Annotated in this window: 16 protein-coding genes and 1 pseudogene; 10 read left to right on the top strand and 7 right to left on the bottom strand. The window is 73.0% G+C overall.

Features of this window, described 5'->3' with window-relative positions:
• Window positions 1-200: 200 nt before the first annotated feature.
• Window positions 201-518 (bottom strand): hypothetical protein, encoded by a 318-nt coding sequence (locus WME76_RS25210; RefSeq protein ID WP_437954832.1) that lies wholly within the window; start codon window positions 516-518, stop codon window positions 201-203.
• Between the two features lie 194 nt (window positions 519-712).
• On the opposite strand from WME76_RS25210, the pseudogene WME76_RS25215 reads away from it, so the two are divergent.
• The 4 genes and pseudogenes from WME76_RS25215 to WME76_RS25230 all read left to right on the top strand — a co-directional run.
• Window positions 713-1,198: pseudogene (locus WME76_RS25215) on the top strand (hypothetical protein); the annotation flags it as partial.
• 745 nt (window positions 1,199-1,943) lie between these two features.
• A complete protein-coding gene (locus tag WME76_RS25220) occupies window positions 1,944-2,258 on the top strand; it encodes a hypothetical protein (RefSeq protein WP_437954833.1) in 315 nt (104 codons plus the stop codon).
• Between the two features lie 17 nt (window positions 2,259-2,275).
• The gene (locus tag WME76_RS25225) at window positions 2,276-3,688 is read left to right on the top strand and encodes a hypothetical protein (RefSeq protein WP_437954834.1); all 1,413 of its coding nucleotides are present in this window, start codon (window positions 2,276-2,278) and stop codon (window positions 3,686-3,688) included.
• Complete coding sequence (locus WME76_RS25230) at window positions 3,685-6,012, top strand: hypothetical protein (RefSeq protein WP_437954835.1); 2,328 nt, start codon at window positions 3,685-3,687, stop codon at window positions 6,010-6,012. The genes WME76_RS25225 and WME76_RS25230 overlap by 4 nt, the downstream gene beginning before the upstream one ends.
• A 48-nt stretch (window positions 6,013-6,060) precedes the next feature.
• Here WME76_RS25230 and WME76_RS25235 read toward each other — a convergent pair whose 3' ends face one another.
• Window positions 6,061-7,458, bottom strand: a complete 1,398-nt coding sequence (locus WME76_RS25235; RefSeq protein ID WP_437954836.1) for an RNA polymerase sigma factor — start codon at window positions 7,456-7,458, stop codon at window positions 6,061-6,063.
• A gap of 386 nt (window positions 7,459-7,844) precedes the next feature.
• Here WME76_RS25235 and WME76_RS25240 point away from each other — a divergent pair, with 386 nt between their 5' ends.
• The 3 genes from WME76_RS25240 to WME76_RS25250 all read left to right on the top strand — a co-directional run bounded on the left by WME76_RS25240 (window position 7,845) and on the right by WME76_RS25250 (window position 11,946).
• Entirely contained in the window at window positions 7,845-8,357 is a 513-nt protein-coding gene (locus WME76_RS25240) for a hotdog fold domain-containing protein (protein ID WP_437954837.1), read from the top strand.
• Window positions 8,358-8,752: 395 nt separating this feature from the next.
• Complete coding sequence (locus WME76_RS25245; RefSeq protein WP_437954838.1) at window positions 8,753-10,228, top strand: hypothetical protein; 1,476 nt, start codon at window positions 8,753-8,755, stop codon at window positions 10,226-10,228.
• Between the two features lie 356 nt (window positions 10,229-10,584).
• On the top strand, window positions 10,585-11,946 hold the full coding sequence (locus tag WME76_RS25250) for a CotH kinase family protein (protein WP_437954839.1): 1,362 nt from the start codon (window positions 10,585-10,587) through the stop codon (window positions 11,944-11,946).
• A 33-nt stretch (window positions 11,947-11,979) separates the two neighbouring features.
• Here WME76_RS25250 and WME76_RS25255 read toward each other — a convergent pair whose 3' ends face one another.
• Together WME76_RS25255 and WME76_RS25260 are read right to left on the bottom strand one after the other, a co-directional pair.
• A complete protein-coding gene (locus WME76_RS25255) occupies window positions 11,980-13,353 on the bottom strand; it encodes a phosphatidylglycerol lysyltransferase domain-containing protein (protein WP_437954840.1) in 1,374 nt (457 codons plus the stop codon).
• Between the two features lie 140 nt (window positions 13,354-13,493).
• A complete protein-coding gene (locus WME76_RS25260) occupies window positions 13,494-13,850 on the bottom strand; it encodes a hypothetical protein (RefSeq protein ID WP_437954841.1) in 357 nt (118 codons plus the stop codon).
• 291 nt (window positions 13,851-14,141) lie between these two features.
• Here WME76_RS25260 and WME76_RS25265 point away from each other — a divergent pair, with 291 nt between their 5' ends.
• Entirely contained in the window at window positions 14,142-15,326 is a 1,185-nt protein-coding gene (locus tag WME76_RS25265; protein WP_437954842.1) for a cytochrome P450, read from the top strand.
• A 66-nt stretch (window positions 15,327-15,392) separates the two neighbouring features.
• Here WME76_RS25265 and WME76_RS25270 read toward each other — a convergent pair whose 3' ends face one another.
• Both WME76_RS25270 and WME76_RS25275 read right to left on the bottom strand, forming a co-directional pair.
• The gene (locus tag WME76_RS25270) at window positions 15,393-16,163 is read right to left on the bottom strand and encodes a hypothetical protein (RefSeq protein WP_437954843.1); all 771 of its coding nucleotides are present in this window, start codon (window positions 16,161-16,163) and stop codon (window positions 15,393-15,395) included.
• 140 nt (window positions 16,164-16,303) lie between these two features.
• The gene (locus WME76_RS25275; protein ID WP_437954844.1) at window positions 16,304-17,641 is read right to left on the bottom strand and encodes a DUF5690 family protein; all 1,338 of its coding nucleotides are present in this window, start codon (window positions 17,639-17,641) and stop codon (window positions 16,304-16,306) included.
• A 205-nt stretch (window positions 17,642-17,846) separates the two neighbouring features.
• Here WME76_RS25275 and WME76_RS25280 point away from each other — a divergent pair, with 205 nt between their 5' ends.
• Window positions 17,847-18,359, top strand: a complete 513-nt coding sequence (locus tag WME76_RS25280; RefSeq protein WP_437954845.1) for a hypothetical protein — start codon at window positions 17,847-17,849, stop codon at window positions 18,357-18,359.
• A 519-nt stretch (window positions 18,360-18,878) separates the two neighbouring features.
• Here WME76_RS25280 and WME76_RS25285 read toward each other — a convergent pair.
• Complete coding sequence (locus tag WME76_RS25285) at window positions 18,879-20,213, bottom strand: hypothetical protein (RefSeq protein WP_437962238.1); 1,335 nt, start codon at window positions 20,211-20,213, stop codon at window positions 18,879-18,881.
• Between the two features lie 102 nt (window positions 20,214-20,315).
• On the opposite strand from WME76_RS25285, the gene WME76_RS25290 reads away from it, so the two are divergent.
• Window positions 20,316-20,678, top strand: a complete 363-nt coding sequence (locus tag WME76_RS25290) for a BON domain-containing protein (RefSeq protein WP_437962160.1) — start codon at window positions 20,316-20,318, stop codon at window positions 20,676-20,678.
• Window positions 20,679-20,695: the final 17 nt, after the last annotated feature.

Raw genomic sequence — 20,695 nt, forward strand, 5'->3', positions numbered from 1 at the left:
ACAGCTCGCCTTTGGGGTCGTCAGGCTCGCATGGTCAACGGCGAGCGCCGGGCCCGATCTATCTCGGCCCGGGATCGGCGTATCGGTCTCAGGAAGTCGGCCCGCGTCGCGACCCGATACGAGAAACGAGGCGAACAGGACCTGTCCATGGTCAACCTGGCGGCTGTCCGCCTGTGGTCGCACGCGTTTGCCGACACGCCCTAACAGGCTGGAGATGCCTTGCGGCTTGATCCCGTCCTTCGAGGCTCGAGCTCAAGGTGTTCTTCACCAGCGTTGCGCCGATGCCAGCGCCCGAGCACGTTGCCAAGGGCCGCGAGGATCCGGCCCAGCGCTGCCCCGAGGCCAGGCGAAGGCTCGTCGCACAGCGTCGGTGCGACCGAGAGTCGCAGCCGGTCCTGGATGATCTCCTGGGCGCGGCGAATGGATCGTGGATCCCGCCGGTCGAACCAGATGGCTTCGCCAAACGACTCGTTGGCCTCGGGGCCCTCGTCCTCCGCGGGCCCGAGGTACAGGGTCACGGTGTGTCGTCCCAGCGTGGCTGGTGGATCGATCCGCATGTTCCTGGGAAACAGCGTGATCCGCGCTCGTGACAGATCGGTGGCGCAAGCGAAGACTCTCCGTTACAGCGCGGCGCTCACCCCGCAGGCTGTGGAGTGAACGCGGTCCCCTCACACGGCGTGACCAGTCCGGGAAGCTGCCCGGGATCTACAGCTGGGTCCTGACCCCGCTGGTGCTCGGGCCCGAGGGCGTCCCGATCGTCACCGACGCCGAGCAGGCGAAGGCGGCGCCCGAGGTGGTTGCGCTCTCGGCGATGGCGCACGGGCAGGAGGAGGCCGGGGAGGCGATCGGCGTGGCGTTCCTGGCGGCGGCGGCCGGGCTCGATCAGGAGCGCCGCGCCCTGTACGCGGACGTGGTGCTATCCTCTCTGAACGCAGCGGCGAGGCGGACATTGGAGGCGATGATGAAGGCCGGATACGAATTTCAGAGCGAGTTCGCGCGCAGCTACGTGGCGAAGGGGGAGATCAAGGCCAAGGCGCAGGCCGTGCTCGTCGTGCTCGAGGCCCGCGGGCTGGAGATCCCCGCGGAGGTCCGGGAGCGCGTCCTCGCGAACGCCGACCTCGCCGAGCTGGACCGCTGGCTCCGCCGAGCCGCGGTCGTCAGCGACGCCAGGGAGCTCCTCGCCACGAACGGCTCCTGAACCCTTGGCCGCCGGAAGCCGTCGAGCGTCTGTCCCGCCCCGTAGCATCCCCGAGATCAAGATCGCGGAGCTCGTGCCCTGACGCCGGGGCCGTCGACGCTCAGGCTGACTGATGGTCCGCCGAGCTGGCCCCTCACGTGTCACCGCGCCTCCCGGTCCGAGGTGAACCCGGGGCTCCGCTCGTACAGCCTCTCCACCGCGGAGATGGGTACGACCCATCTTTTCGTGGAGGCACGTCCACCAGGAGATGGGTGCCACCCATCTTTTCGTGGAGGCATGTCCACCGGGAGATGGGTACGACCCATCTTTTCGTGGAGGCACGTCCACCAGGAGATGGGTGCCACCCATCTTTTTCTTGGAGGCGCGGCCACCGAGAGAGGGGCGCCAGCGTCTCGGCGTGGACGCGCCACCTCACCCGGATGGGTTCAGGGCGTCCCGCCCGCCCCGAACGAGGGCGCGGGGACGGCTTCGGGCTGCCTGGCGGGGGCTCTTCGACGGGACCTCGGGAGCTCGCCGACCAGCTCGACGCGGGCCGCTCGACCTGCGCCGCCCAGCGCTCCCGGGCGCCGCGCACCGCGCGATGCGCTCCCGCGCGCCGCGGGATGCAGGTATGCTCGAGACAGCGTGGAGGGACAGCGCCGAGCACCAGCCAGAGCCCGCGCCCCGGCGCGGCGCGCGGCCGCGGGACCGGCGCGGCGCTCCGCGGCCCAGCGGCCGCCCCCCGCTGCTCGCCAGGAAAGAGTCCATGACCAGCACCGTTGACGAGAGCGACGTGTTCCTCATCCCGATGCCCGGCAGGCGCGTGGCGCGCATCCCCGTCGCGGTCCTCGAGCGCTACGTCGTCGAGGCCGCGCGCCTCGTGCACGACGGCGTCGAGCCGGAGATCGACGTGACCGCCCACTCCATGTCCGTCGACCCGACGACCGGCGCGAGCGCCTGGCACACCGAGTGGGAGCTCGGCCCGTGCGACTACACGGACGAGAGCGGATTCCCGCAGACCGCCTACGCGTGGCACCGCCACCCGCTCGGCACCGAGTACACCGAGATCTACCAGAAGTGAGCGCGCCTCGACGGGCCATGCCCCCCGCCGCGCGCTGGCCCCGCGCCGCCCCCGCGCCCCGCGCCCCGCGCGCCCCGCGCGCCCCCCTCGCCCAGCACAGCCCGCCTCGCCGGCGCCGGCCGGGCGCCCCGCTCCTCGCGGCGGCGGCCGGCGGCGCGCTCCTCCTCGCCGCCGCCTGCATCGAGCGCGGCTACCCGCTCGCCGGCAGCGGCCAGGTCGACCTCCGCGCCGACGTCGCGGGGCCGCTGTTCGCGGCCGACACGCTCGACGCGGCCGGCAAGCCGGTGCTCCCCCGCCAGAGCCCGTGGCGCACCGGGGTCTCGCTCAAGCTCACCGAGGCGAACGAGCCGGCCTACGGCGCCTACGTCGAGGTCCGCGTCGTCCCGAGCGAGGCGCTCGCGCTGCACCCGGCGGACGACGCCCAGGGCGACGGGGCCTCGTGCGGGGTGAAGGACGGCGCGTTCCGCTGCACGGCCGGCACGCAGGGCTACGCCCGGCTCACCGCCGCCTCCGAGGGCGACTGGTCCGGCGAGGCGCGGCTCGTCGTGGCCTGGGCCGACCGCACCGAGGAGCTGCCGATCACCGTGCTCCCCGCCGGCCTGCCCGAGGACGCCACGAACTTCGCGCTCATCGCGGGCGGCCTCGGCGAGAGCGACCGGGTGCTCGCGACGTACCTGCCCCTCACGTGCACGATCGGCCCGCTCCCGGGCGACCTCGGCGCCACCTGGCGACCAGGCGCGATCCGGGCGCGCGAGGCGCGCGTCCGCGCGTCGCCCCCCCAGAACGCGCCGGGCGTGGTGGAGCACGCCCCCGTGATCATCGAGTCGCTGCACAGCGAGGCCGCCCTCTCGCTCGACCCCGACTGCCGCAAGCGGGCCACCCGCCTGCGCGCGCTGCTCGGCCCGACCGGGGAGAGCCCGCCGTTCACCGTGTGCTTCAGCGATCTCGGCGGCGAGGTGAGGCTCGCGGTGAGCTCGGGGCAGAAGGTCATCGAGCCGAGCCCGTCGTTCACCGTCGACCCCGAGCCGCGCCTGCTCCGCGTGCGCGCCCTCCGGAGCGTCGTGACCGCGGGGACGCCGGGCGATCTGTTCGAGGTGAGCGCCTACAACGCCGAGCGCGTGCGCATCGCCGTCCCCGTCGACCTCGCCGTCGGCGACGATCAGGTGATCGCGCTCGGCGAGGCGTCCGTGACCCTGCGCGGCGAGGACAGCGAGGCGACGATCATCCAGGGCGTCGCCGTCGCGCCGGGGACGACGGAGCTCCGGGTGACGCCCCGCCTGCTCGCGAGCCCGGAGTGCACCTCGGAGCCCATCACCGTGGTCGCGCCGGAACCGGGGGCGGAAGTGGAAGAAGAGGAACCGGAACCGGAACCGGAACCCGAGCCGGAACCCGAGCCGGGACCGAACCCCGGCGAGGGAGGCTCGCCGTGAGCGCGCCCCGATCCGCGATGCTCCTGGCGGCCGCCGCGCTCGCGGCCGCGCTCGTGACGCCCGCGGCCGCGCCGGCGCAGGACGAGCCCGAGACGGACGCCGGGGGGGCGGAGGAGGACGCGTCCGCGGCGGCGCAGGCCGCCTCGCGGAGCGCGGCCGGCGCGGCGCCGATGGCCGTCCCCGCCGACTTCGGCGGCAGCCTGCAGGTCGTGCGCGCCCCGGCGGGCACGGCCGGCGCGGCGGCGGCGGCGGGCGGCGGGCCGGAGATCTTCCCGGACGCGCGCCGCGTCTGGATGAGCGTGCGCGACACCGATCCGGTCCCGATCGAAGCCGCGCGCCGCGGCGGCCGCTGGCTGTGCAGCGGCGGCGGCTGCGCGGCGCAGACCGGCGATCCCGGGCAGAGCGCGATCGGCGACCAGATCCTCCGCTCGATCAAGCTCCAGACCCCGACGCTGCCCCTCCCGCTCACGGTCTGGGGGCGGATCACCGAGGACGGCCAGCGCCTGCTCGACTTCGATCCCGTGCTCCTCGGCCGCCGGTCCTACCGGCACGTCTGCGCGTACCGCCCCGTGGCGGACGTCGCGCGGTCGCCCGTGGGTACGCCGGGCGCGCTGTCTCCCGCGGCCGCGCCGGGCGCGCTGTCTCCCGCGGCCGCGCCGTCGCCCGAGCGCGTGGACGTCTGCCGCGACGGCCGGCCCGAGCCGCCGCCGCCCGACGCGGGCGAGCTCACGCTGGGCATGCAGTGGCCGAAGCAGTCCGAGATGGCCGACTTCCACTACCTCGCCATCGTCGACAGCTGCGGCAATGCCCGGGTGCAGCCGTTCCAGCGCACGTTCACCGTGCCGGTCCTCGAGGTCGCCTCGGGAAGCTGCGGGCGCCCCGACGGCAAGGTGCTGCGCGTCTTCCCGGGCGGCGGCTGGCTGCGCGTCACCGCCTTCAACCTCCACGCGCCCGCGGCGGGCACCGTGGTCAACGCGACCTACCGGGTCACGATCCCGCCGCTCGAGAACCTCGTCGAGTCGAACCCCGCGCGGCTCCTCTTCCCCGATCCGCTCGCCGACGACCTGAAGGTCGACTGCGGCCCCACGCCGATCGCGCCCCGCGCGGCGCCCGGCGGCTTCCCGCCGCCGGCAGGCGCCCCGCCGCCCGGCTCCCCGGGGTCGCCCGCGGCCCCGCCAGGGGGTCCTGCGCCGCCGCGCGCCGCCGGGCACCCCCGGGGCGGCCCCGGGGGCCCGGGCCCCGCCGCGGCGCCCGCGAGCGCCGGCCAGCGGCCCGCAGCGCCGCCGTCGGCAGCCCCGCCGCCGCAGGGCGGCCCGCCGCCGCAGGGCGCCCCGCCGCCGCAGGGCGCCCCGCCGGCGCCGGCCGGCCTCCCCCCGCGCCGGGCGCCCGACGTGGATCCGTCGCGCCCCGGGCCGCAGCCGCTCGCGCACGGCGCGGTCGTCATCTCGCCGGCGCCGCTCCGGCTGGGCAACTGCCGCATCCGGCTGACGGGCCAGACGAAGCACCGCCTCGTCGCGCCGCTCGCGCTCCACGTCTCGCTGACGCGCACCGACCAGATGCGGGGCGGCGCGCCGATCGAGCTCCTGCAGGACGGCACGTGGATCGTCACGCCCAGCAGCGCGGAGTTCCCGCTCCCGCCGCTCGCGGAGGACTTCGACGGCGACGCGCGGCTCCGGCTGGCCGTCTACAGCGACCCGCTGAGCCCCCAGGGCAAGGTGGTGCTCCTGTCCGACGCGGGCCGCGTCGCGAGCTCGCTGCGCTCGAACGAGCCCGGCGATCCGGAGCGCGCCCGGCGCCTCGTGGGCTCGGTGGCGATCCACTCGGTCCCGCTCTGCGGCGAGGACAACTTCGAGACGCTCGAGGGCGCCGGGAGCTGCTTCCGCGCCTACCTGACCGTCCCGGCGATGCTCGCGACGCTGCAGATCACGCGCGCGCCGTGGGTGGAGAAGCCCCTCGTCACGCGCAGCGTGCTCAGCGCCGTCGGCGTGGCGCTCGCGATCGACCGCTACGACCCGGTGGAGCGCCGGGCCTTCCCTGTCGCGGCGCAGCTCGGCGGCTTCGTGCAGACGCTCGGCGAGGGGCGCGTCGGCCTGCTCGGCTACGTGGGCGTCGCGCCGACGGTCCCGATCCTCGGATCCGGCGGCAACACCACGTCGTTCGGCTTCCTGGCGGGCCTCGGGCTGGAGTACATCACCAACGAGGCGGGCCCCGACGAGGGGCTCAAGCCGGCCGCGTTCCTGTCCGCCGTCGTCCAGGTGGGCCAGGCCGCGCCGCAGGTCTCCTCGAGCCGCAGCGCGAGCTTCGGCACCTATGCGGGCGACTGAGCCCCGCGCGCCCCACGAGCCCCGCGCGTCCCGCGAGCCCCGCGCCGCTCACGGCACCATCAGGCTGTCCTCGAGCTCGTCGAGGAGCCGCTGGTTGATCGCCGGATCGAGCCTGGCCTGCTCGAACAGGGCGCGCGCCTCGCCGAGGCGGCCCGCGAGCCGCAGCGCCCGGATCCAGAGCACCGTCCGCTCCGACCCGAAGGCGCTCTTCGGCATCTCGCGCTCGTACCGCTCGAGCGCCGCGATCGCCCGGAGCGGCTCGCGCCGCTGCACCGCCTCGCTGCACACCTCGAACAGCTCGATGTCCCGGTCGCCGCCGGGCGTCGTGACCGCCCTCGCCGGCGCCACGGGCTCCGACGTGGGCGCGGCCGGCTCCGGGGGGCGCGGGCGGCGGGCCGCCGCGGTGCTCGTCGGCGGCGGCTCGACCGGCGCCGCGTCGACCGGGGGCGGCTCCGGCTCGGCGACCGGCGGCTCCGGCTCGACGACCGGCGGCTCCGGCTCCGCGGCGGGCGGGGGCACCGCCGCCGTGATGGCGGGCCCGACGTGCATCGCCGCCGGCGCGGGCGGCTCGGCCGGGGCGCGGAGCGCGAGCCAGAGCGCCCCCGCGACCGCCGTCGCGGCGACGGGCGCGGCGATGACCGGCCCCACGCCCGCGGTCGACACGAGCTTCCAGAGCCCCTTGAGCCACGCCGTGACGTCGCTCAGCGCCTTGCCGGCGCCGCTGGCCGCCTTGCCGGCGGCGCCGTCCTCGAGCGCCCGCGCCGCCTCCTGCACGCCGCGGAGGATCGAGAGCCGCACGTCGTCGGGCACGCGCGGCGCGACCCGCGCCGACGCGAAGAGCGCCGCCAGATCCACGGGCACCACGAAGCGCGGGCCCTCCTTCTTGCGGTCCTCGCGCCGGCGCTTCGCGACGATGTCGTGGAACAGCGCGAGCGCGCGCGCGCGCCACTTGTACGCCGTGGAGAGCGGGATGCCGCGCTGCTGCGCGATGTCGGCCATCGGGACGCCGTCGAGGTCGTGCGCGACCAGGATCGAGTGCGCGTCGACGTCGAGGTGGTGCAGGAGCTCGAGCACCATGAGCCGCTCCTGGTCCGAGATCATCAGCTCGTCCGGGGTCTTGGACTGGTCGACGAGGACCGGGAACTCGTCCTCGGACACGAGCTCTTCGTAGCGGTGCTGGGCCCGTTCGCGGTAGTGTGCGGCCGTGTGGACCGCGATGCGGTTCAGCCACCGCTCGGGCCGGGAGATCTCAGGCTTGTAGTTGTCGAAGCTCAGGTACGCGGAGAGCAGGACGTCCTGCGCGAGATCTCCGCGGTCGCGCAGCGGGACTCCGAGGCGCGTCAACCAGCGCCATACAAGCGCGAACGTCTTCTCACGAAAGAGCAGCTCGAAAGCCCGCTCTTTCTCGGGTGGACCACCTTGGCCCGGGCGGCGAGGTCGTGTCATACATATGCCAAATTCCGGGGCCAGACGGGGGTTTATCTCCCGTGGCAGGCGCCTCGCGGCGCGCGCTGGCCCCGGGCGGCCGCTCGCCGGCCCCCGTGGGCCGCAAACACCGCGGAAACGTCGCGAAGACGCGGCGCTGGCGCCCCGGACGACCCATCCAACGATTCAATGCGCGACGGATGAGCAATTCGCGGTGCGAATTGCTCTTTCAGACCCCTTTTCGGGGCCCACGGAGGGTCCCTGGAACGCAGGAGCTGACCGGCGGAGCGGACGAGATCGTCGCCCTGGCCGTGGGCCGAGCGGGCGAGGCGGACGGCCGCCGCATTCCAGGTGCGCGCGCGGGCGACTTGAGGCACGCTGCCGCCGCCGCACCGCGGATCCTGCGCATGAACCTCTCCGATTTCTCCCTCGCTTCGCTCACGGCGACCTCGCGCCGCAACGTCCTCCGCGACCTCTGGGACAGGCTGCGCCACATGCCCGGGGGCAAGCGTCTGTTCAGCACGCTCCTCGGCAGGATGGCGCCCTACACGGGGACGATCGGCGCCCAGATCGAGGTCCTCGAGCGCGGCCGCGCGGAGGTGACGATGCGCGACCGGCCCGGCCTGCGCAACCACCTCCGCTCGGTGCACGCCGTCGCCCTGGTCAACCTCGCCGAGCTCACCGGCAACACCGCGCTGGCTTACGCGCTGCCCGACGACGCCCGGTTCATCGTCGCGGGCCTCTCGATCGAGTACCTGAAGAAGTCCCGCGGCACGATCCGCGCCGTCTGCGAGTGCCCTGTCCCGGACAGCAGCGAGCGCCGGGAGTACCAGATCCCCGTGAGCATGCGAGACGCGACGGGCGCCGAGGTCGCCCGCGCCGTCCTCCGCAGCCTCGTCGGCCCCAAGAAGCAATCCTGATCTCCGGAGCCCCTGCGCTCCGGTGCCGCCCGCGCCGCAAAGCACCCTGTGCCCCGGTGCCGCCCGCGCCGCAAAACGCCCTGCGCCACGGCGCCGCCCGCGCCGCAAAGCGCCCTGCGCCCCGAGGCGCCCTGTGCGTCAAAGCACACGACGCCCCGATACCCCATGTCCTCCAGGGCCCGCGGCGCCTCGAGCCACCCCGCGTTCCGGAGCGCGCGGTGGCACGGAGCGCCCGTGCGCCTGCATGCCGCCCGCTCTCCAGGACACCCCTGAATCCGGATGTCCCCGCACTTCTCATAAAGAGTCTCACCCGGCACCACATCAGACCATCTCCTGAGTGAGGCTCGATTCAGCGCACACTCGACAAAGGCCATCCGGGGTGTTTCGATACTTTCATGGAGAACCGGTCAACGAGGGTGGCGCTCGCCGCGACAGGGATCAGCGTGATCCTCGCGGCGTGCGGTGGGTCCAATGGCTCGGTCTTCGGCGGGGGGACCGGCGGAGATGCATCCGGCTCGGGCTCGGGCTCGGGCGGGGGCGCTGGCACCGGCACGGGGACGGGCTCGGGGATGAGCTCCGGCGCGGGCTACGGCCCGGGTGACGAGCCCGGAGGCACCCAGGGGGGGCCGAGCAGCGGCTCGGGCGAGGGCTCGGGGGGCGACATGTCGTGCGCCGGTGAGACGAGCACGGCGGAGCTCGTGCCGCTCGATCTCTACATCATGCTCGACGCGTCGGGGTCGATGGACGAGAACATCTCGAGGAACGTCACCAAGTGGGACGCCGTGACCCAGGCGCTCGAGGCGTTCTTCACCGACCCGCAGTCGGCGGGGCTCGGCGTCGGGCTCCAGTACTTCCCGCTGCGCGACCCGGGCGTGCCCGAGACCTGCACGGCGAGCTCCCAGTGCGGCGCCAACGGGCCGTGTCAGCTGCGGATCTGCCGCAACGCGGTGCCCATCACGGTCTGCGAAACGGACGACGACTGCGGGCCCCGCGACACCTGCATCGCCCTCGGCGAGTGCTCCGTCAGCGGCGACCTGTGCGCGCCCGCGGGCGGGACCTGCCGCAACGGCGGGGGCTCGTGCCGGCAGCTGACCGAGAGCGAGTGCGCGCACCCGGACTCGTGCAGCGCCGATGTGTACGCGGCGCCCGCCGTCCCGATCACGCCGCTCGACGACGCCAGCGCCGCGGCGCTCGTCACCTCGATCGGGCAGAAGGATCCGCTCGGCGCGACGCCGACCGCCGGCGCCCTCGCCGGCGCGCTCCAGCAGGCCCGCGCCCACGCCGAGGCGAACCCGACGCACCGGGTGGTCACGGTGCTCGCCACCGACGGGATGCCCACCGAGTGTGATCCCCTGAGCGCCGACGGCATCGCGCAGATCGCGGGCGAGGCGCTGAGCGGCACGCCGAGCATCTCGACCTTCGTGATCGGCGTCTTCGACGGCGACGACGACGGCGCGCAGGACACGATGGACCGCATCGCCGAGGGCGGCGGGACGACGTCGGCCTTCTTCATCGACACGAGCACCGACGTGACGCAGGCGTTCCTCGACGCGCTCACCGAGATCCGCGGCAAGAGCCTCGCGTGCGAGTACCAGGTCCCGGCGCCGTCCGCCGGGCAGACGCTCGACTACGGGACGCTCAACGTCCAGCACACGCGGCCGGACGGCAACGACCCGTCGACGATCTTCTACGTGGCCGACGAGGCGAGCTGCGACGCGGCCGCCGGCGGCTGGTACTACGACGTCGACCCCGCGACCGGCGGCGCGCCGACGAAGATCGTGATGTGCCCCGCGACCTGCACCCAGTTCCGCGAGGGCGGTCAGGTCGAGCTGCGCGTCGGCTGCAAGACCGAGGTCCCGCCGGTCAACTGAGCCCCTCCCCCGTGCGCGCCCGCGAGCGGCGGGGTCGGTCGGCGCGCCGCGCCGGCGCCCTCGCCGCCCTCGCACATGAGGGAGAGAGAGAGAAAAACCACAGAGGCACAGAGGGCACAGAGGGAAGAAAAGAGAGATTGGACAATGATCCTTTCTTCTTCTCTCCCCTCTGTGCCCTCTGTGCCTCTGTGGTTCGAATTCTCACCCACCACGGCGCCGGGGACACGCTGCGCGCAGCGGGGCTGGCCGGGTTTCAGGCGTCGCACGCCGGTCGCGCAGCGCCAGAAGGAGTCAGCTCGCGCGAACGTTGACAGGCCGAGCGTCACGAACTAGTCGCCGCCCCGAAGGAGCGGCTGATGAGAATGACTTGTTGCATCTCGCTCGCGCTGGCGCTCTCCACGCTGAGCGCAGGCTGCGGGGAGGAAGCGGCCGAGAACGGCGGGCGGGGCGCGACGCTGCCGTGCTATCCGCCGGACGCCGCGGTGGCCGACGGCGACCCGGACGCGCTGTACGCAGCCGTCGACATACCGCGCTTCGACTTCCGACTTCACGACGAGACATGGGCGGAGCTCCAGGCGAACGCGCTCGATGAGGAGTACGTCGAGGCAGAGGCTTGCTACGAGGAGAGCAGCCTGGGCCTCGTGGGCCTGCGCTTCAAGGGCGGCTACGGCACCCTCGAGATGTGCTTCCAGGAGCCGCAGGTGCTCCCCTGCCCGAAGCTCAGCATGAAGGTGAGGTTCGACGAGTACGTCGACGGAAAGCGCTTCTTCCGGCAGAAGCGCCTGAACTTCCATTCGATGATCCGCGACCCCACGAAGCTCCACGAGCGGCTCGGCTATGACCTCTACAGGGACATGGGCGTGGTCGCCCCGAGGAGCGCGTGGGCCACGCTGTACGTGAACGGCGAGCCGCTCGGCCTCTTCTCGATGGTGGAGGACGTCGACGGCCGCTTCACGGAGAACCAGTTTCCCGAGGATCCGGACGGCAGCCTCTACGAGGCGGCCTGGCCGGTCACGGTCGACCCCGGTTACTACGCCGAGAAGATCACGACGAACGAGGAAGATGCCACGCACGATCGCTTCATCGCGTTCGCGGAGGAGCTCGCGGCCACCGAGGGCGCGGAGCGCCTCGCCGCCCTGTCGACACGGATGGATGTCGAGGAGCTGCATCGCTACATGGCCGTCGACGACGCCATCCTGAACTGGGACGGGATCACCACCTTCTACGTCGAGGAGGAGGGCTCCGCCGCAAACCACAACTACTTCGTCTACGAAGAGCCCTCGTCGGGCAGGTTCCGCGTGGTCCCGTGGGATCTCGACAACACCTTGAGCGTGGGGAGCTGGCGCTACTTCGGCCCTGTGCCTCACTGGACGGAGACACCGGACCTGTGCGACGAAGACATCCCGGTCCTGGACGGCAGGTCGCACGTGCGCGCGCCCGGCTGCGACGTGCTGTTCAGCGCCCTGAACCAGGACCTCGAGGGCCACCGGCGCGCGGTCCGGGACCTGCTCGACGGCCCGTTCCGCGAAGGGCGGCTCGAGGCGCAGGTGGACCGCTACGCCGAGCTGATTCGCTCCTCCATCGCGGAGGACCCGCGCGGACCCCGCCCGCACACCTGGGCCGCGGACGTCGCGAACCTCAGGAGGGAACTGTCGGAGATGCGCAGCCGCATGGGGGGCCTCCTCGACGGCGCGGCCCGCGCGCAGCGCGGCGACTGAGGCCCCGCCGCGCGGGCGGAGCGCGGCCGCGGCTCAGACGCCGACGAGCCGCTCCGGCCTGTGCATCCGCGCGCTCCACAGCAGCACCGCCGCGACCGCGGGCGCCGCGACCGCCACCCCCACGACGGCGAGCTCGAACGGCCTCCGCGCCCGCGGCAGGTTGAACAGCAACGCTTGCGCCAGCGTCAGCGCCGCGTCGCAGGTCACCAGCGCCGCGAGCACCAGAGAGAGCGCCTGGCCGTGCCGCCGGCTCAGCCGCAGCATGGCCGGCGCGAGGCACACGTCGAACGCCACCCACGCCCATTTCACCGCGGGCGACGGGAACCATCGCGCCGCGGGCGCGAGCGCGAGCAGCGCGGTCCACGGGATGAGCAACCAGCCGAGCACCTCGAAGACCACGGCCGGCCCGCGCAGCAGCGTCGCGAGCCCGAAGCGCAGGAGACCCCCGCGCGCGAACGCCGCGAGCGCGTCATGGATGGCGACGAGCCCGCGGCCGCCCGGCGGGTACACCAGGTAGATCGGGGCCCAGCCGTCCGGCCGCAGCTTCGCCTTGAACGCGTAGAGGCCCTGGAAGTCGTAGAGGCGAGCGCCGAGCCGCTGCGCCGCGCGCAACCCGCGCCGCACAGGCCCGGCGAGCGGCGCGAGGCCCAGCGTGACATAGAGGCACCCCTCCGCCGCGGCGGTGCGCATCGCCTGATCCACGAGCAGCTCCGTGGTGCCGTTCGGCGCGAACGGGTCGCGCAGCAGGTCCTCCAGGAAGAGGCCGCGCCGCGCGTACACCGGCACCGCCGCGAGGAAGCCGACCACGGCGCCTCCGGCCTCCGCCACGACGTAGCGCCGCTCGCCGGCGAACGAGAACGGCTCGAGCTGCACGAGAAAGCCCATGGGCGCCATCGGCCGCGAGGAGGCCCAGCGCGCCATGAGACGCTCGACCTCGCGCCGCAGCGGGCTCTCGGCGTCCTCGAGCTCGCCGGGGCTCACCGGGCGCGCGACAACGCCCTTCGCGCGCGCGCGCCGGAGCTGCTCCCGCAGCTTCCGGCTCGACCGGAGGACATCGCCCCAGCGCGCCGGATCCCACACCGGCTGCTCCCCGATGAGCATCGCGCTCCACGGGACCTGCTCGGAGAACCGCGCCTCCGCGCCGAAGAGGCACGCCCGCCGCCCCGCCGCCGCGGCCGCCTCCACGAACGCCTGCGCGACCTCGGCCAGCCGCTCGGCCGCAGCGAGCGGCGCGCCGGCGGCGACCCACGCGCTGCCGGTGTCGACGTAGGCCACGCAGGCGTCGTCGCCGTGGAACCAGTACCGGAAGTCGGACTCCAGGGTCTGGAACGAGGTCGCGTTCCACCCGTAGCGTTTGAGCAACGCGAGGACGCGCTTGCGGTCGGAGCGCTCATTCAGCGGCGGCACGGTCCGGCGGAGCATAGCGCAGGGGCGCTCCGGCGCGCGCGGCGCGGTTCGAGGGAGCCCGGCAAGGTAGCCTGCATGGATCGGTGATCGCGGGGGCACGGCCGCGCCGTGCCGGGACGACCGCGGCGACGCGCCGCCGGTCAGCTCGCGGTCCAGGTGCCGTTCAGCCCGTCGCAGATCGGCTTCGCGGCCTCCTCCGTGAACCCTTCCGCGTTGTAATAGGTCGTCGTCATCGTCTCCTCGCCGCGGGTGATGACGCAGGTGCCCAGCACGTCCTCCGTGGAGCAGCTATCGACGAGCGTGGCGTCGACGTCTCCGGAATCCTTGCACTGGCTTTCCTGCTCGTCGATGTCGTCCGCCTCGACCTCGCTGCAGCTATGGACCTTCACGCCGCTCGCGGCGGAGGAGCTGAAGTCGCAGGCGACCTTGCCGGCGACCTGACCCTCACCGCCGCATCCAGCGACGAGCACGAACATGAAGACAAGAATGTTGCGCATGGCGATTCCTCCTGGATGAGCGCTCGAGAGAGCGCGACATGGTGAGACGTCCACCTCGCGCGAGCAGGGTGGTCAGCCCGGGTCGCGCCGATCGTGGTCTCCCCGCGCTATGTTCGGCGCCGAGCGCCGGGATCACGGAATCGTCACCCCCGGCCCGACCGCGGCGATGCCCTCGGTCGCCCGCAGGCGACGCGGCGGCCGTCGCCCCGGAGGCCCACGTCCATTGACGTCGTCCGCGCGTTCGCGGACCATGGGGGGCTTCATCCAGCTACCCGACATCAGGGAGGACACATGAGCCATCGCCTGGATCTGCTCTCTCCGGAGCTGCGCGCGAACCCGTATCCTTATTATGCGGAGCTGCGCCGCTCCCATCCGGTGTGCCAGGTCGATCCAGGGGGCCTGTGGGCGCTCAGCCGTTACGACGACGTCGCGTTCGCCCTCAAGAACAACGACCTGTTCTCCGCGCAGGGCGGCCGGGTGGCGGTGCTCCCGCCCTGGCTCGATCGCAATCCGATGGCCGACTCGCTGCTGCTCATGGATCCGCCGGAGCACACGAAGACCCGGGCCCTCGTGAGCCGCGCGTTCAGCACGCGCGTGATCCCGCGGGTCGAGCCCGTGCTGCGCGCGGTGACCCGGGAGTTCGTCGAGCGGCTGACCCCCGGGCGCGAGCTCGACTTCTACGCCGAGCTCGCGATGCCCATCCCGGCGGCGGCCATCGCCGATCTCCTCGGCCTCGACCCGGCGCTGCGCGCCCATTTCCAGCGCTGGACCGCGGACTTCGTCGCCACCGCGGCGGCCACGCCGGAGATGAGGCCGGGCATCCGCGCCACCATCGTCGAGCTCGAGCAATACCTCCTGGAGGTCATCGCGGCGCGCCGCGCCGCGCCGCGGGACGATCTCGTGAGCGATCTCCTGGCGGCCCGGGTCGACGGCGTCGCGCTCACCGAGCCCGAGCTCGTGAGCTTCCTCTTCGTGCTGCTGGCCGCCGGGTTCGAGACGACGACCCACCTGCTCAACGCCGCGCTGGTGCTCCTCATGGATCACCCCGAGGTGTACGCGCGCATCCGCGCGGACCGGGCGCTGATCCCGGCCTTCCTCGAGGAGGTGCTGCGGTTCGAGCCGCCGGGGCAGATCGCTTTGCGGCAGGCGAAGACCGATGTCGAGATCCGGGGCGTCACGGTGCCGGCGGGGGCGTTCGTGGCGGCGCTCATCGGCTCGGCCAACCGCGACGAGCAGGTCTTCCCGGACCCGGATCGCTTCGATATCGACCGCGAGCGGCAGGTCGGACTGTCGTTCGGCCACGGCGTCCACTTCTGCATCGGCGCGGCGCTCGCGCGCGCCGAGGCGAAGATCGGGATCGAGGTGCTGGCGTCCCTCCCGGGGCGCTTCGAGCGGGCAGACGGCAGGGCGCCGGAGTGGAACCTCTCCCTGCTGCTGCGGGGGCTGAAGGAGTGCTGGGTCCGTTACGTGCTTTGAACGGCGCCCGGTGATCGGCCGATCAGCCCGCCGTGCCGCGCCGGCCCCCGGCGGGGCGGGCCCCGATCAGAAGCAGATCCCGAACTCGAGGAAGCCGACCTCTTGGCAGAACCCGCCGCTCTCGCACGGCGATCCGATGCTGTCCATCGGGCAGAGCTCGATGCAGACGGCCGCGCCCGTTCCGTCGATGTCGCCGCACAGCGCGTTGGCCACGCACCACGCGGCAGGGTCGTCACAGGCGCCGCCGACGGGGATGTCGCCGTCCTCGAGGCAGGCAGGCTGTCCCCCCGCCAGCTCTCCAGGGACACACCACCCGCCGTCACCGCAGCCCGAGACGAGCGGCGTGCACGTACCGCCGACCTCGGTCACCTCGATGGAGATGTCGAGCTGACCATCCCCGATGGTGACGACCGTGCCGTCCGTCTGGAACCGGTACACGAGCGCCGTGGTGGCCCCCTCGTGGATGGTGAACAGCGCAGGATTGCCGGAGACGAGCGTCGCCTGCACGGGCACGAACGTACCGCCGTCGTCGCGCTCCAGGACCCAGCCCGTCTCCAGGAAGCTCGTGTAATCGCCCACGGGCAACGCCGCCGTGAGCGCCGTCTCGCCCGGATCGTCCGAGCTGCTGAGATAGGTGACGATCGGCCCCTCCACGGAGAAGACCGCGTTGCTCAACCGGTACACGCGCCCGTTGGCCTGCGTCACCAGCGACAGGCTCGCGCGGCCGGTGGCCTCCGCCTGCTCCGCGCCGTCCGGACCGAGGGTACATGCTGGAAGCAGCGGCGCTGCCGCGAGAAACGCCGCGAACCCGAGCCTGACAAGTGCTGTTCGGATCAACCTGGACCTCCTGGGTTGTAAAGCACCGCCGAGGATAACGGACGTCAAGGACGCGCAGGCACGCGGAGCAGGAATCGGATCGCCGGGACGGCGCCATCCCGACCACGATGTGCTGCGCTCGACGAGGGGGTGACCGCGGCTCAGGCGTCGAACGCGGCGCGCGCGGCGGGGAGCGGGGGGCGCGTGCGCAGCCAGAAGTAGGCCGCCGACGCGGCGAAGAGCGCCGCGCAGAGGAAGGAGGTCGCGTAGCTGAAGCCGAGGAAGAACTCGAGCCACGAGCGCCTGGCCTGGCCGAAGCTCTTGTAGAGCAGCAGCGCCACGCTGCCGAGGTAGCCGAACGCGTCGGCCGCGGTGATCAGGAAGCCCGCCGTCGCCACCGAGCCCACCGCCGCGATGAGCCGGTCGAAGAGCACGCAGTTGAACGGGACATACCCGACGTAGAGCCCGAGCCCGACGCTGATCATCCACGCGACGGGGCCGATGACGCCCGCCTGGTAGAGCACCGTGCTCACCCCGGCGAGCGCCGCCCCGGCGACCATGATGCCGTGGATCGCGAGGAGCGCCGTCCGGTTGCTCCGGATCCCGATCATCACCGCGACCGAGAGGAGCGCGCCGATGGCGACGGGGATCTCGGCGGTCGTCAGGATCGCCGGCTGATCGGCGTAGTCGAGGGCGTCCCAGATCTCGCGGGCGAAGTTGTCCCGGAAATCGCGGTAGGCGGTGAGGACGATGTAGCCGAGGACCAGCGTCGCGAGCCCGCCCGCGTTCGCCAGGACGAACGCGCGCCGCGCGGCGCGGTCCATCGGCGCGCGCCGGGTCCGGAGCGCCTCGTCGGTCGCCGACGGCGGCGGGATCTGCGCGAGCATCCACACCGAGAGCAGCAGCGGCGGGAAGAAGAGCGCCCCGGTGACCGCGGGCATCCACCCCTCGGGGACCCCCCAGCCGAGCGTCAGCTTGCCGACCGTCTTCACGAAGCCGCTCGCCACGATGAAGCTCGCGCAGAGGCCGGCGCCGAGCAGGTCGCTCACGCGGCGCCCCTCGAGGAAGCCGAAGACGAGCCCCCAGACCATCCCGAGCGGCAGCCCGTTGAGCACGAGGAAGACCGCGGCGTAGGGGGCCGGCGTGAGCCCGAACAGGACGAGCGCCGCCTCGCTCACCCCGATGCACACGAGGATGGCGAGGGCGCGCCGCTCGGGCGGCATCTCGGAGACGACCTTGATGCCGAGGAACTTCGAGGCGCAGTACCCGAGCACCTGGGCGATGATGTAGAGGCTCTTCAGGTCGAGCGCGGGGAGCAGCGGCAGCGCGACCGCGCCCGGGAAGGTGCCCACCGCGAACGGCTTGCGGAACGCGTACATGCAGAAGTACGTCGCGAACGCGGCGGTCACGGCGAAGGCCATGAACACCGGCGCCGGCGCGCGCGCGAGCCACCGGGTCACGCTCCCGCGCGCCGCCTCGTCACGCGGCGCACGGGTCATCGGGTCACGCTGCTCACGAGCCATGTCATCACGCTTGTCCTGTCCGGCATGGGCGCTCCGGGGAAGGCGCGAGGGTAGCCGCGGGTGCGCGGCGCGCGCAGGATTTTTCGGTTTCGGTGAGGCGCGCGGCCGTTCCCTTCCGCCCGCTCCCGTGCGAGACATGGAGGCTGCGCCGCGGTCCGCGGCGCGGCCGGGAGGGCACGCCGTGGGAGATCCGTCACCGCTCGCCGCGAGGAAGGTCCTGGGAGACGCCGCGGCCCCTGCCCTCGGCCGCGACGAGCGGCTGCGCGGCGCGGTCGCCCTGCTCGCGGTGGGCCTCGCCGCCGGAGGGGCGGGCGAGCTCTCCTTCGACCAGATAAAGCAGCGCTTCCGGAGCGCGATGACGCGCGATCCGCTCGACTCGATGGCGGTGATGGTCCTCGGGTGCTCGTACCTGTTCTACCAGGCCGAGCACGCCGAGAACCCGCGGTGCACGCGCTTCGTGGACGCGCTCCTGTTCATCTCGACGTGCCTGTCCGGCGGCTACACCGACCTGTTCGCGCGCACCCCCGCGGGCAAGACGATCGCCTCCTTCGCGATGACCTTCGGCCCGACGCTCGTGGGCTCCGCGCTGAGCGCGCCCGGCGGCGCGCCGGCGTCCCAGGAGCTGCAGGAGCAGAACCGGGCGATCCTCGAGCGGCTCGACGGGATCCTCGAGGCGCTGCGCGCGCCGCGCTGACGGCGCGCGGCACGGAACGAGCAAAGAACGAGCAAAGAACGAGAAAAGAGCGCGCAAAGGAAGCGCGCGAGCAGACCCGAGCAAGGCGAACGCGCGACCGAGCTCGACAGGACGAGAGACGCCCAGGTCAGATCGACCCGCGGGATTTCTCTCTCTCGCGCTGAAGATGCCTCGATCAGCGCACGCTCGACCGCTGCGGGAGAGCGTCAATCGATCCCTGGAGAGAGCTCAGGAACGACCTGAATCGACGCTCTCGCCCCTGTGGCACATCGTCTCGATGGGACGCTCTGTCGCTCGCGCGTGGGGCACTTTGCACCTCCGCGCGCGGGGTCGAGTCCCGTCATCTTCCTGAAAACGGACCGAAACGTCGCCCCGGCGGATCTGGAATACCCCTTGCGACATCCGACCGCGCTGGGGCATCGGGGCCCCGGTTTTTTCAGGGGCGCGGCACCGGACAGGCGCGAACAACAGGCGGCCCGATCACTGCTGTCCCGCGTGCCATGAGCGCCCACTGGATCATCACCGGAAGCGACACGGTTTCGCCGAGCTGTCGCTCGTGTTGCAGAGAAAGGCGGAGGAGTCATGCCGAATCGTCAGGGTTGGATCGACGAGGAGCAAAGTGACGGTCGGGGACGCGACGACGAGAGGTTCGGGCGACAGCAGGGGCAGCGAGGTGATCAAGGATATCGTAGCGAGCGCGGAGCCACCGGCGATGCTAGTTACGGCCACCGTGGCAATTACGAGCAAGTACTCCAGCGCGACGACCAGCGTCACGCCCGAAGCGGCCACGACGACTTCCGTGGTGGCGCGGATCAACGGGAGTTCGGTGGACGCGGCCAGGAGCGCGGTTACGAGGGTGAGTTCGGCGGAGGCGGCTACGATCGCGACCAGGGCGGACGCGGCCACGGCGGCGAGCGTGGCTGGGAGGGCCGGCAGGAGCGCGGCTGGGGACAGCGCGAGGACTTCGGAGGCCAGCACCACGCATCCCACGCTTCGGGCGGCTACCGCGATGACTTCCAGCGAGGAGGTCGCGACGATCTTGGCGCCAGGGGCGGCTACGGCGGCCGCCAGGGCGGCTTCGGTGGCGGCCAGGGCGGCTTCGGCGGCAGCCAGGGCGGTCACGGCGGCCAAGGTCACTTCGGCGGCGGCCAGGGCGGCTACCGCGGCCAAGGCGGCTTCGGCGGCGGCCAAGGCGGTCACGGCGGCGGCCAGGGCGGATTCGGCGGCGGCCAGGGCGGTTACGGCGGCGGCCAGGGCGGCTTCGGGGGCCAGGGTGGATTCGGAGGAAGCCTGGGCGGCCACGGTGGCGGCCAGGGTGGCTTCGGGGGCAGCCAGGGCAGCTTCGGCGGCGGCCAGGGCGGCTTCGGGGGCCAGCACGGCGGCCAGGGTGGCCCGGGCTACTTCGGCAGCGAGCATGAGCTCGGCGGCCGGAGCGCTTACGGCGCCCAGGGTGGCTACGGCGGCCACCAGGGTGGATTCGGCGGTCAGGGTGGATTCGGTGGCCAGGGTGGCCACGGCGGCGGCCAGAGCAGCTTCGGCGGTCAGGGTGGATTCGGCGGCAGCCAGGGCGGCTACGGCGGCGGCCAGAGCAGCTTCGGCGGCCAGGGTGGATTCGGTGGCCAGGGTGGACCTGGTGGCGGCCAGGGCGGCTTCGGTGGCCAGGGAGGCTTCGGCGGCGGCCAGCACCAGGGAGCCCGCGGCGGCCTCCGGCAGTGGGCCGACGACGAGCGCGGCTGGACCGAGCGGTCCGGCCAGCAGCGAGGATTCGAAGGCCAGGAATCGCGCTTCCGGGGCGATCAAGGCTTCCAGCAGCACCAGCCGGGTGGACAGGGCCACGGCGGCCAGGGCGGCCACGGCGGCGGACGGAGCTTCCTCGAGACCGTCGGTGGACAGGGCGGAGGCCTCAGCGGTTCGCGCGGTCGCCCGCCCAAGGGCTACAAGCGCTCGGACGACCGGATTCGCGAGGACATTTGCGATCAGATCTCCGACCACCCGGACCTCGACGCGAGCGACGTCGAGGTGAAGGTGCAGAACGGCGAGGTCATCCTCTCCGGCACCGTCCGCGATCGCCGCTTCAAGCACCAGCTCGAGACGCTCGCGGAGCGGGTGTCGGGCGTGTCCGACGTGCGGAACGAGATCCGGCTCTACCGCGAGCAGCAGCAGCAGGGCGAGACGAAGACGAGCGCCGGGCTGTCGTCGAGCGAGCGCTCCACCGCGTCGTCCGGCTCCACCGCGGGCGCGTCCGGCGCCATCACCTCCGCGGGCGCCACGTCGTCCACGGAGACGAAGAACAACGAGTCGCGCCGGAACGCCTCGTAGCTCCGCCCGCCCAGACG

This window comes from Sorangium sp. So ce119, from assembly GCF_051524405.1.
Lineage (GTDB): Bacteria > Myxococcota_A > Polyangia > Polyangiales > Polyangiaceae > Sorangium > Sorangium cellulosum_G.

What these genes read in the sequence shown, in the direction of transcription:
- WME76_RS25265 (WP_437954842.1), top strand. Translation starts at nt 14,142, where the DNA reads ATGAGCCATCGCCTGGATCTGCTCTCTCCGGAGCTGCGCGCGAACCCG.
- WME76_RS25260 (WP_437954841.1), bottom strand. Translation starts at nt 13,850, where the DNA reads ATGCGCAACATTCTTGTCTTCATGTTCGTGCTCGTCGCTGGATGCGGC.
- WME76_RS25250 (WP_437954839.1), top strand. Translation starts at nt 10,585, where the DNA reads ATGAGAATGACTTGTTGCATCTCGCTCGCGCTGGCGCTCTCCACGCTG.
- WME76_RS25220 (WP_437954833.1), top strand. Translation starts at nt 1,944, where the DNA reads ATGACCAGCACCGTTGACGAGAGCGACGTGTTCCTCATCCCGATGCCC.
- WME76_RS25225 (WP_437954834.1), top strand. Translation starts at nt 2,276, where the DNA reads ATGCCCCCCGCCGCGCGCTGGCCCCGCGCCGCCCCCGCGCCCCGCGCC.
- WME76_RS25235 (WP_437954836.1), bottom strand. Translation starts at nt 7,458, where the DNA reads ATGACACGACCTCGCCGCCCGGGCCAAGGTGGTCCACCCGAGAAAGAG.
- WME76_RS25245 (WP_437954838.1), top strand. Translation starts at nt 8,753, where the DNA reads ATGGAGAACCGGTCAACGAGGGTGGCGCTCGCCGCGACAGGGATCAGC.
- WME76_RS25240 (WP_437954837.1), top strand. Translation starts at nt 7,845, where the DNA reads ATGAACCTCTCCGATTTCTCCCTCGCTTCGCTCACGGCGACCTCGCGC.
- WME76_RS25275 (WP_437954844.1), bottom strand. Translation starts at nt 17,641, where the DNA reads ATGACCCGTGCGCCGCGTGACGAGGCGGCGCGCGGGAGCGTGACCCGG.